The sequence below is a fragment of the Muricoccus nepalensis genome, assembly GCF_006438825.1.
Lineage (GTDB): Bacteria > Pseudomonadota > Alphaproteobacteria > Acetobacterales > Acetobacteraceae > Roseomonas > Roseomonas nepalensis.
Genome location: NZ_RCZP01000079.1, coordinates 1 through 10,071 on the forward strand (window position 1 = coordinate 1; position 10,071 = coordinate 10,071).

General features: G+C 66.5%; 10 protein-coding genes. 6 read left to right on the forward strand and 4 right to left on the reverse strand.

What is annotated here, in order from left to right; translation table 11 throughout:
• A partial coding sequence (locus EAH89_RS33675; protein ID WP_140887349.1) for a transposase occupies positions 1–239 on the reverse strand: 239 nt, incomplete at its 3' end.
• 303 nt (positions 240–542) lie between these two features.
• Between EAH89_RS33675 and EAH89_RS29760 the strand changes: the two genes are divergently transcribed.
• From EAH89_RS29760 to EAH89_RS29780, 5 genes are all read left to right on the forward strand, one after another.
• The gene (locus tag EAH89_RS29760) at positions 543–1,853 is read left to right on the forward strand and encodes a site-specific DNA-methyltransferase (protein ID WP_140887624.1); all 1,311 of its coding nucleotides are present in this window, start codon (positions 543–545) and stop codon (positions 1,851–1,853) included.
• Positions 1,850–2,251: a hypothetical protein gene (locus EAH89_RS29765; protein WP_140887627.1), complete on the forward strand. Its 402-nt coding sequence runs from the start codon at positions 1,850–1,852 to the stop codon at positions 2,249–2,251. The genes EAH89_RS29760 and EAH89_RS29765 overlap by 4 nt, the downstream gene beginning before the upstream one ends.
• Positions 2,252–2,427: 176 nt before the next feature.
• A complete protein-coding gene (locus EAH89_RS29770; protein ID WP_140887630.1) occupies positions 2,428–2,997 on the forward strand; it encodes a hypothetical protein in 570 nt (189 codons plus the stop codon).
• Positions 2,998–3,936: 939 nt separating this feature from the next.
• Positions 3,937–5,148, forward strand: coding sequence for an MFS transporter (locus tag EAH89_RS29775; RefSeq protein WP_161993848.1), 1,212 nt, complete (start codon positions 3,937–3,939; stop codon positions 5,146–5,148).
• Positions 5,149–5,471: 323 nt separating this feature from the next.
• Positions 5,472–6,704 (forward strand): alpha/beta fold hydrolase, encoded by a 1,233-nt coding sequence (locus EAH89_RS29780; protein WP_140887641.1) that lies wholly within the window; start codon positions 5,472–5,474, stop codon positions 6,702–6,704.
• Between the two features lie 543 nt (positions 6,705–7,247).
• On the opposite strand, the gene EAH89_RS29785 is transcribed toward EAH89_RS29780, so the two are convergent.
• Both EAH89_RS29785 and EAH89_RS32335 read right to left on the reverse strand, forming a co-directional pair.
• Positions 7,248–7,637, reverse strand: coding sequence for a recombinase family protein (locus tag EAH89_RS29785; protein WP_140887644.1), 390 nt, complete (start codon positions 7,635–7,637; stop codon positions 7,248–7,250).
• Positions 7,637–8,386, reverse strand: coding sequence for a DUF3489 domain-containing protein (locus EAH89_RS32335; protein ID WP_206667728.1), 750 nt, complete (start codon positions 8,384–8,386; stop codon positions 7,637–7,639). Before EAH89_RS32335 ends, EAH89_RS29785 begins: the two co-directional genes overlap by 1 nt.
• A 456-nt stretch (positions 8,387–8,842) precedes the next feature.
• Here EAH89_RS32335 and EAH89_RS29800 point away from each other — a divergent pair, with 456 nt between their 5' ends.
• Positions 8,843–9,685 carry a DUF1206 domain-containing protein gene (locus EAH89_RS29800; RefSeq protein ID WP_140887646.1) on the forward strand — a complete coding sequence of 281 codons (843 nt, stop codon included), beginning with the start codon at positions 8,843–8,845 and terminating at the stop codon, positions 9,683–9,685.
• Positions 9,686–9,805: 120 nt separating this feature from the next.
• On the opposite strand, the gene EAH89_RS29805 is transcribed toward EAH89_RS29800, so the two are convergent.
• A partial coding sequence (locus EAH89_RS29805; protein ID WP_140887649.1) for a transposase domain-containing protein occupies positions 9,806–10,071 on the reverse strand: 266 nt, incomplete at its 5' end.

The window sequence follows — 10,071 nt, forward strand, 5'->3', positions numbered from 1 at the left end:
ATCTGCCGACGCCAGGTGTAGAGCAGGCCAGTCCCAATGCCGTGGCGCCGCGCTACCGCTATCGGCGAGCCTCCCGGCTCCAGGCTCTCCATGACGATGTCGCGCTTCTGCGCTCCCGTCCAACTCCGCCGCCGCTCGCCGCGGGTAATCACCTCGACCGGCTTCTCACGCACACTCATACGAGTAATCGTATGAGCGTCCTCAGCCTCTGTGATCCGCGGCGGTAGCGTCCTGCCCATCCCGCACTTGCATCACAGCACCACTCCGCGCCGCAATGTGCCGCCGCCGCGACGCTTACAATGAGCGCGTAGTGCGAGCACCTGCAACGCGGTGATCGCCTGCGGTAAACTCAGCGCACAGGCTTAGGGCGGTCGCGAACGAACTGATCTGCACGTCGCGCCGCACTCGCCCCAGAACGTGGCAATCGCAGGCAGCTTGTCCCCCCCGGGGGGGTGCAAAGTCCGGCGCATGGGGCTGCGTGACCGCATTGAGGGCTCACGCAGAGATTTTTTCCCGTTCTATAAAAGGAAGGCCTTTCCAGTATGTCGTCCGCCCCTTCAGCAGCGCAGGCCAGCGGCAGCACGGGCGCGCCGTCGCTGCCCTGGCCCGCCGACCACGTTGAGCGCTGGCTCATCGAGCGCCTGCTGCCTTACGCACGGAATGCCCGCACCCACTCGGACGCGCAGGTAGCGCAGCTCGCTGCCTCCATCCGCGAGTGGGGCTGGACCGTCCCCGTCCTCGTCGACGAGGCCGGCACGCTGATCGCCGGGCATGGCCGCGTTATGGCGGCCCGCAAGCTCGGCCTCGCCTCCGTGCCGGTCATGGTCGCGCGTGGCTGGACCGAGGGACAGCGCCGAGCCTATGCGCTGGCGGACAACCGCTTGGCGCTGTCGGCCGGCTGGGACGAGGATCTCCTACGGGTGGAGCTAGCCGAATTCGGCGCTGGTGGCTTCGACCTGGCACTCACCGGGTTCGATCCAACTGAAATCGGCGCCCTTCTGACGGCACCCACCTCAGGGCTCACCGACCCTGAGGAAGTCCCTTCCCCACCCGAGGTGCCTGTGTCGCGCCTGGGGGATGTGTGGGTCATGGGGCGCCACCGGCTAGCCTGTGGCGACTGCACAGATGCCGAGGTGGTCCAGGCCGCCCTGGGTGGTGTCCGTCCGCACCTGATGGTCACCGACCCGCCCTACGGGGTGGAGTACGACCCTTCCTGGCGCAACGAGGCCTTGGAGGGCAGCAAGACGGCGCGCACGGGCAAGGTGCTGAACGATGACCGGGCGGACTGGCGCGAGGCCTGGGCGCTATTCCCCGGCGACGTGGCCTATGTCTGGCACGGAGCGCTCCACGCCGGCACCGTGGCCGGGAGCCTTACCGCCTGTGACTTCGGCATCCGGGCGCAGGTGATCTGGGCCAAGGAGCGCCTCGTCCTCGGACGCGGCCACTACCACTGGCAGCATGAGCCCTGCTGGTACGCCGTCCGGGACGGCGCAAAGGGCCACTGGGCTGGCGATCGCAAGCAGACGACCCTCTGGTCCATCCCCTCGCGCGACCAGGACGCCGACACCGTCCACGGCACCCAGAAGCCGGTGGAATGCATGCGCCGGCCAATCGAGAACAACTCCTCGCCCGGGCAGGCCGTCTACGAGCCCTTCTCCGGGTCGGGCACCACCCTGATCGCGGCGGAGATGGCAGGTCGCGCCTGCCATGCGGTCGAGCTCAGCCCCGCCTACGTGGACGTGGCCGTCCTGCGCTGGCAGGCCTTCACGGGCCAGGAAGCGGTGCTGGAGAGCAGCGGCGCCACCTTCGCTCAGGTCGCCGCCGAGCGCACGGCGCCGCTGGAGGCGGCGTGACAATGCGCGTCGGCCGCCCCGCCTTCGCGCCCACCGAGAAGGATCGCTCCACCGTCAAGGCAATGGCGGGATTCGGCATCCCCGAGGTGGAGATCGCCAAGATCCTGTCGATCGATCCCAAGACGCTGCGCAAGTACTTCCCGCACGAGCTGGACGTGGGCCACGTCGAGGCCAACGCGAAGGTTGCGGCAAATCTCTTTCGCCGGGCGACCGGCGATGGCCGTGAGGCGGTGATCGCCGCAATTTTCTGGCTCAAGTGCCGCGCCGGGTGGCGCGAGCAGGACAAGCGCGATGCACAGGAGGAGCGAGAAGCCCGAAAGCTCGGCAGGCACGAGCAGGCGTTGCTCAACATGCAGCTAACTTCCTCCGAGGTCGAATGGGCGGACGATCTACGCTGAACACCCAAAGAAAAGTTTCGCGACGATCAATTTTCCTCTTGGTGGATAACCACGGCCCAGCCGAATGGGTCGTTGGGCCGAGCGGTACCGTCAAACAACCCTTCTCGCCCACGGCCCCTGCGCACACCGCGTCGAGAGACCGAGCCACACATGCCTTCACCTCAAGGAGAGTAATAATGTCCGCCAAAACGACCCGCGCCTCAGTCCACGGCGCCAAGAGCTTCCGGCAGGCTCTGAACACCATGGCCGAGAACCCCGCCAGCCTCGCGCTGCTGATGCAGCAGTACGGCGACACCCGACCGCTGCCGACCATCTATCGCTCTATGCGAGAGATGGCGTCGGGCGAAAGTCCGGTCAGCTCCGAGATGATGGTATTACTCGCTGTTCTCAAACGCTCACCCCTCACCACCCGTCGCTTCGGGCAGTGGGAGGTGACGGACTACGGTCTGGAAGCGTGCGACGGTAAATACTCGATCGCTGCGGATACCCTGCACCGCCTTCGATCAGGCACCGACCTCTACAGTCTGCCGATGCACATGGCGGAGAAGAACTGGGTGAACCTCCCTGACTTTCTCAGCGCCTTCCAGGCCGCCCTGGCGCTTCACCAGCCCGTCCTGTACGACCTGGATCGGATGGCCCGCAGCCGTCTGGCCGCCGAGCGGGTGCGACGCGAGGGCGAGGCCTTCGAGCAGCGGCTCGGCACCCGAACCTCCTACACCGTCAAGGACCTTCTCGCGGCCATGTAGGCGGACCATAGCGGCAGGCATAAGCGGCGAGGCCAGCAGCGTCGGTTATGGACGTTTGCTGAGCCGACCCACTGTAGTGATGAGGGCAAGAAGCACGTGCAACGGTACCGGCAGGTGCTTCAGGACAGCTCCATGCTCGCCAGTCCTCTACCTCCATCACCTCGGTCAGCATGCACAAACGTGCATCCGACCTAATTGGAGCTTGCGCGATAGTGAGGGGCAGTAGCCTTCGCGGCGAGCCCCTGAAGCGGGAGGCGCGCTGGCCAGGGAGGTAACACCTTCGGAGCCATCAGCGCTTTCCAGCAGCGCCGCTATGCTGCCCCGCGATTGAACGTGCCGGATGGGCTGAACGAAGCCAACCGCTACGTCGAGGCCAATAGCCACGGCTAGGGACTACACCAAGCCGACAAGGCCAAGCAGCTTGCGGTCGCCAGGCCGGCCGTGGCCTTAATGCTCAAGCTGAGGTCTTCCATTCTCGGTGCTTGCCCACACCAGCGGGCCGAGTGACAGGGATATCGGGCCTAACCATGGCGGCCGACCGCCAGATTCGTGATCATTTGTCTTGATCACGCGCCGGCGACGAACCGCCTGCACGTGCCGCGTGCCGCACCCTGTGATGTGTCTTCGAGGCGGACGGCTGAGCTTTCCCGCCGGCAAGCACGACGACGGGGTGGACGCCCCATGGCTAGTCGGGCAGCTGCTGGACCGCATAGTCGAGGAACGAGCAGCCAAAGCGCCGGTGATTGAACAGGAGAACCGTTACGTCAGCCTCTTCGCCAGCGGCGAAAATGACGGAACCATCTCCGGGCCAGGGTTCTGACTGGCAGCCCTCCGGCAAAGGCGTGGGGGCACCTAGCCGACGGGTCGTTCACCCGGCACACTCAACCCAGAGCCCGGACGCGCGCGGAAGATCGGGCGAACAACGGGTGGAAGCAAACGTTGAGATTGCCCCTGTGGGTCAGCGCCCTCGTTGCGACCCTGATCGTTCAGACCGTCAGTTCCTTCGCCTCTTTAGCCGTTCCGTTGCTAGGCCCGCCGCTCATGGCGCGCGCCGGTCTGCTGCCGGAGAGCATCGGCATCGTCTCCGCCATGACATCGGCCGGCATCTGCTGGTGCTTGGCCTGTGGCGGACCAATGCTCGCCCATCATGGCCCAGTTCGCACATTACAGCTTGGCTTGGCCTGCATGGCGCTTGGCCTCTTCATCCTCGCGCAGCCACTCGGCTTGCTCGGACTGATTGGTGCCCTGGCAGTCGGCTTCGGCACGGGCCACAACACGCCCGCAGGCAGTCAGATCCTGATCCGCGCCGCTCCCGCTCGGCACCGAACGCTGATCTTCTCAATTAAGCAGGCGGGCGTGCCTCTAGGCGGTGCCCTCGCCGGCTTGGGAATGGCACCAATGGTATTGGCGCTAGGCTTGTCCGCCGCGCTCGGTATTGTCATCGGGGTGGCGCTGCTCACCACGCTCGTGGTGCAGCCTTTCCGTCAACGGCTGGATCAGGACAGAGGTGCGGGCAGGCCCGGTTGGGCGCGTGCGCTATTGTCCCCTGCCGCTCTCGCGCGGTCAGTCAGCATTCTGCGCGCGCATCCCTCCTTGCCGCTGCTCACCGCCCTCGGCGTCTCCTTCTCGGTGATGCAGTCCTGCCTGATGGCCTTCACCGCCACCTACGTCATCACGCGCCACGGTACCTCCTTGGCCGAGGCCGGGCGGATCGTGGCGCTGATGCTGGGTGCCAGCATAGTCGGACGGGTCGGCATGGGTTGGGTGGCCGACCGCATGGGCGGTGCTCTGCGACATCTGGCCCTCCAGGCAGTGGCCTCCGCCCTGGCAGTCGGGCTGCTGGTTGCGGCCGGCGGTCAGGGCCCCTGGGCACTCTATGGCTGCGCGGCCCTGGCGGGCTTTACCGCGATCGGCTGGAACGGCGTGCACATGGCAGAACTGGCACGCGTTGCACCACTGCACGCTGTCAGTGATGTAACCTCGGCTGCCAGTCTCTTTGGCTTCGCCGGATCGATCTGCGGGCCGTTGGTATTCACCCTGATTGTGAGCTGGAGCGGCAGCTACGATCTCGCTTTCCTGCTGGTGGCGGCTCAACTGACATGTTTTGGGGTGGCCACTATGGCCTTTCGCCGGCGCGGATCACAAAATTAGGCCGGAGGACAAGCGCTCCTAGAGCGAAGCGTCACACCGGCCGGCAGCCCCAGCGCGGGCTGGACCTTGAGCTCACCCCACGCAGGATCACCACCGTGTTCAATACCGACCAACGACCATTGATCGATGGTGAACAGCGACCCCACTGGGCCGCCTTCACGCCTCCCTTAGGGTAACCTCCAATCCTGCCCTGGTGCGGCCCATCCTGCACAAGACATGACCAGGGCGCCACGCGCCCGCGCCAGGAACCTGAGCTTGCGCTTGAAGCCCTTCGAATATTAGCTCGTGCAGGGGCCCAACCAGAGGCCCAAAAGAGGAAACCAATGACCGGATTTGATCCTTTGCCTTCGCGCGGGCCGGACAGACCCCCATCGCGCGAGCGCCACCGCCTGCACCTTCGGCACGCCGTGCTCGGTCTAGCTCTGGCCCTCACAGCTGCGTCAGGCATTTCCCAGGCGGTAGCCCAGACATCATCTGTGCAGACCTGCCAGCTTGGCGACCTGCGCCTTGAGAGCGGCGCAGTGATCCCGAACGCCCGGATGACCTACATCACGCATGGCACCCTAAACGCTGAGCGTAGCAACGCCATCCTCTCGATTCATGGCTTGCGGGGCAACCGCGACGCGCAAAGCTTCTTGGCGGGGCCCGGTCGCGCGCTCGACACAACGAAATACTTCGTTATCCAGCTCGACACACTCGGTGTCGCCTCCGTCGATCCAAATGCTACCACCTCTCCGACCCGGTCGGGGATGAACATGAGCTTCCCGCGTTTCACGATCCGCGACATGGTGCAGGCTGAGTACCGCCTGATTACGGAGTGCCTGACCATTCGGCACCTCGTCGCTGTGACCGGAATTTCGATGGGCGGGAACGGTGCGCTGCAGTGGGCGGTGAGCTACCCCGACTTTATGGACGCGGTGATACCGGTCGTTCCAATGGCTCGCGCCAGCTCGCAGACAGCCTTCATCTGGGAGCTTGCGCGCCAAGCCATCATGCTGGACCCGAAATGGCGTGACGGAGACTATCCTGCTGACGACCCGCCACGTCGTGGCACCGGTGTCGGCATCAATATCCAGAACGCCTTCGGTTTCTCTCCTGAGTCTTTTTCCGAAATGTTTGCCGACCGTGCCGCGGTGGACCGTTTTGTCGCAACAAGCTCCGAACAGCTCGGCAACGCAACGCAGGCACGTGATTGGGTTTACCGCACCTGGGCGATTGTGAACCATGACATCGCGGCGGCGCCACCCTTCAACGGCGACTTGCGTGCCGCAGCGCGCGCCATCAAGGCGCGCTTGCTCCTGATCCCGAACTGCTTCGACCAGTTGCACACTCCCGGCGCAGGTGGCGTGATGGAGCTTGCGGCTAACGCGCCGGACGCCAAGATCGTGGACATCGACGATATCCTTGGCCACAGCGGCAACTCCTCGCCCCGCGGCGTGACCGTCATCACGGCGGAGGTGCAGAGCCTGCTGCAGCGCATTGCCGATGGGCGCCCGGGCTTTGGTGGCCCGAGCTTTCCACGGCACTGGACCCGAGCGGACCGCTGCCCAGGTTAAGTTCCTTGAACTTGTCCCTCTCCGGCGAATAGCAGTGGCAGCCTGGGGCAGAATCTCCAGGCTGCATAAGCCGTGACGCACCTGCTCTTGGCCGGAGCCATGCGCGCGTTTATGCGTTTGCTCGTGCCCTCACTCTTGCATCTTTCGTGTGCGTCCATGCTCCGAGGCCGATCGGCGTCGGCGCGCCGCACACGTGTAGTGCCCCAGCCAGCGCCGCTTGGTCCAGCACGCCCTTGGCCATGAGGCGCTCCACCTGTGGGGCGGGGCAGTGCGCCCCATGTTCCGCGGCCTCCCGCCGCGCGAGGGCGGCCGCAGCCGCGTCCGGCCCGGCAGCCGGCCGATACCCCTGGCCCTGCCCAAACACCGCCCCAATCGCCCGTGCAGGCGCCAGCGCCGCCCGCGTGCGCTCCGAGATCCGCTACCGCTCTTTCCAAGCCGTCGCCGCATAGAGCCTCACCATCAGGTCATCCGCCCCCGGCATGTCTGCGGCACGGATGGACAGTCCCTCTTCCAGCAGCCCCAAGAGGGTGTGCGCACGCCGAGTTATACTGCCGAGCAGATGTTCCGATCCGTCCAGACCCGGCACAGGCGAAGGACTGAAGCCGTGTCTGCAAGGCAGGGACCAGCTGACGATGTGTCAGGACATAGGCGCGCCGGTATTATCCGATCGAGGCGGGCCGCCACCAGCACCGCCCCGAGTTGCCGGCAGCGGGTAAGCGCCGCCTGGAACCCCGGTCGTCGGTCGTCCTTGCCCGAGGCGATGTCCTGGTGTTCGGCGACAAGCGTCCAGCCTTCGCGCTCGACGAAGGCCCGGACGCTGGCCTGCTGCGCTTCTAACCCAAAGCCACTGTGCCCCTGTTCGGCCGTGGAGACCCGGTACAGCGCGACGGCGTAGCGGGGCTGGGTGGTTGCCAGGCGACGCGGGGCGGCCATCAGCCCTGCTCCCCGGCGGCGATGCGGTAGACGCTGTAGCTGCCCTTCGCTCCCTGAGCACCCGGCCCGACCTGCCGTACCCGCTCCAGCACCTCAACGGGGCGGCCCTTCTTCTTCAGCCCGGCCAGGAAGCCGCGGACGGTGTGCTGCGCCCAGCCAGTTGCTTCCATGACGTGAGCGACGGTGGCACCCTCCGGCCGGCGCAGGAGAGTGAGGACTGCCGCGCACTTCGTGCCCTCGCGCGGGCGGCTTGCGGTGGAGGGGTCGCGGACCTTGTGCGGTGTCCCAGCCTGACACAGGGCGGCACGCAGGGCCTCTACCGCTCCCGGCAGGTCAGGCTTGTCCTCCTCGGCGTCCCAGGCCGCCAGCACCGCCGTCGCGGCACCCCGGAGCGAGCTTTTTGGTTTCCATGCACCAGAGGGCGTCACAGGCGCCTCCTGCGGCTCTGGCGCCCCCAGCGTCGCCACCTCGGCCGCGCCGCCCTCCTGCGCGCCCACAGCCGCCTCGCCGGTCACGTCCTCCGGGCCAGTGCCACCAACCGCCACCAGCCCGGCTGCGGTGATCCGGAGCGCCGCCGGGGCACCGTCCGAGGACGGCACCTCCTCCAGCAGCCCTGCCCTGAGCAGGCTACCGAACACGGCGTTGCGAGCTGCGGCCGGCAAGGCTTTCGGCGCCTCGGCCAGCCCTACCGGGTGCTGCGCGGCGGCGCCGAGGATCTGCGCTTGGGTGGCGGATAGCGGCTTCGTCATCGTCAGGTCCCTGGATCAGACCCGACCAGCCGGGTCCTACGACCCAGAGCCCTGACGAGAGGAGGTCAGGGTGGCGCGACGGGAAAGTGCCTCCACGCAGCCGACGCTTCGCTCCGTTCTGCGGTAAGATCAACCCTACTCTGCGGCGCATCCGCGCCAGTAGGCAGCCTTCCTTTAGGGTTGATGAGGCGCACCGCCACCAGCACCGTTACGAGCTATTTGAACCTTGCCAAAATTACTTGAAGCCCTGGCCCATGATCCGTCCTCGTCCCCTCCGTTAATCCCGGTTCTCGGCCACGAGAGCCTGCCCTGGCTCATGGAACCACGACAGGTGGTTTGCCCAGCCTTAACGCATGCAACGGCCACGGCTGGCGGGCCTTTTTCTCAAACTACGGCCGGGCTGCTATCACCGTATTGCCCTTGCAGTTTACGGCTGTCGCGAAGGCGGGAGGCACGATGCTGGCACATCGAAATCGTCTGGAGCTGCTCGCCCGGCTTGGCTACGCCGCCCGTGGCCTCGTCAGCCTGATCATCGGGTCGCTGGCCCTGCTGGCCGCGGCCGGCCAGGGTGGCGAGGCAACCGGGTCAAAGGGCGCCTTGCAGGCGCTCTTTTCCCAGCGCTGGGGAGCCGCGCTGCTCGTCGTGGTGGCGCTCGGCCTCTTCGGCTTCGCGCTCTGGAGAACGCTCCAGTCCGTCCTGAACGCCGATGGGCTTGGTGGATCATGGCGCGCCATCGCCGCCCGCGCCGGACAGCTGGTATCGGCTGTCGTGTACGTCGGCCTTGGGGTCTTCGCCGTGAGCCTTATTACGGGCACGAGCTCAGGCGGAGGGGAGGAGCAGGCAACACGGGACTGGACGCGCTGGCTTCTCAGCCAACCCTTCGGCCGGTGGCTCGTCGGTGCCGCGGGGCTGGCCGTGCTCGGTGCTGCCCTCGGGATGATTGCCAAGGCCTGGACGGCTTCCTTCCGCAAGCACCTCTCCTGCGGACCAGATGTGGCCACCTGGGTCATCCCACTCGGCCGCGCCGGCTACGCCGCACGGGCGGTGGTGTTCCTCATCATCGCCAGCTTCCTGCTGGTGGCTGCTTGGCAGGCGGATTCTAGCGAGGCACGCGGCCTTGGCGGCGCCCTGCTCGCTCTTCAGGAGCAGCCTTTCGGGCGCGTCCTCTTCGCCTTGGTTGCCCTGGGACTTGCGGCTTTCGGAGTCTTCGAGTTCTCCGAGGCAGCCTACCGGCGCATTGCTGCTCCGAGTGCGACTGATCTGACGAAGGGCGCACTTTCCAGCCTTGAGCGCTCCTGAGGATGCCGAGCAAGCATAAACCGAACACCTGCGCCGCCGCTGGCGAGCGAGGGGCGCGTTGAACAGACGTACGAGCACGCCGAGCTACCGTACCCATCCGGTGAACACCGCGGTGGCTGATCAGGCAGCGGCTGAGAGCGAGGCTGCGCGCGGCTTCCAGTGCCAAGGCAGGAGCTGGTCGAGCCTTGAGGCAGGGTGATCGGCGATGCGGGCGAGCACGTCGGCGAGCCAGGCACGCGGGTCGACGTCGTTGAGCTTGGCGGTGGTGATGAGGGAGTACAGGGCGGCAGCGCGCTCGCCGCCGCGGTCACTGCCCGCGAACAGCCAGGCTTTGCGGCCGAGGGCGACGCCGCGGAGAGCGCGTTCGGCGGCGTTGTTGGTCAAGC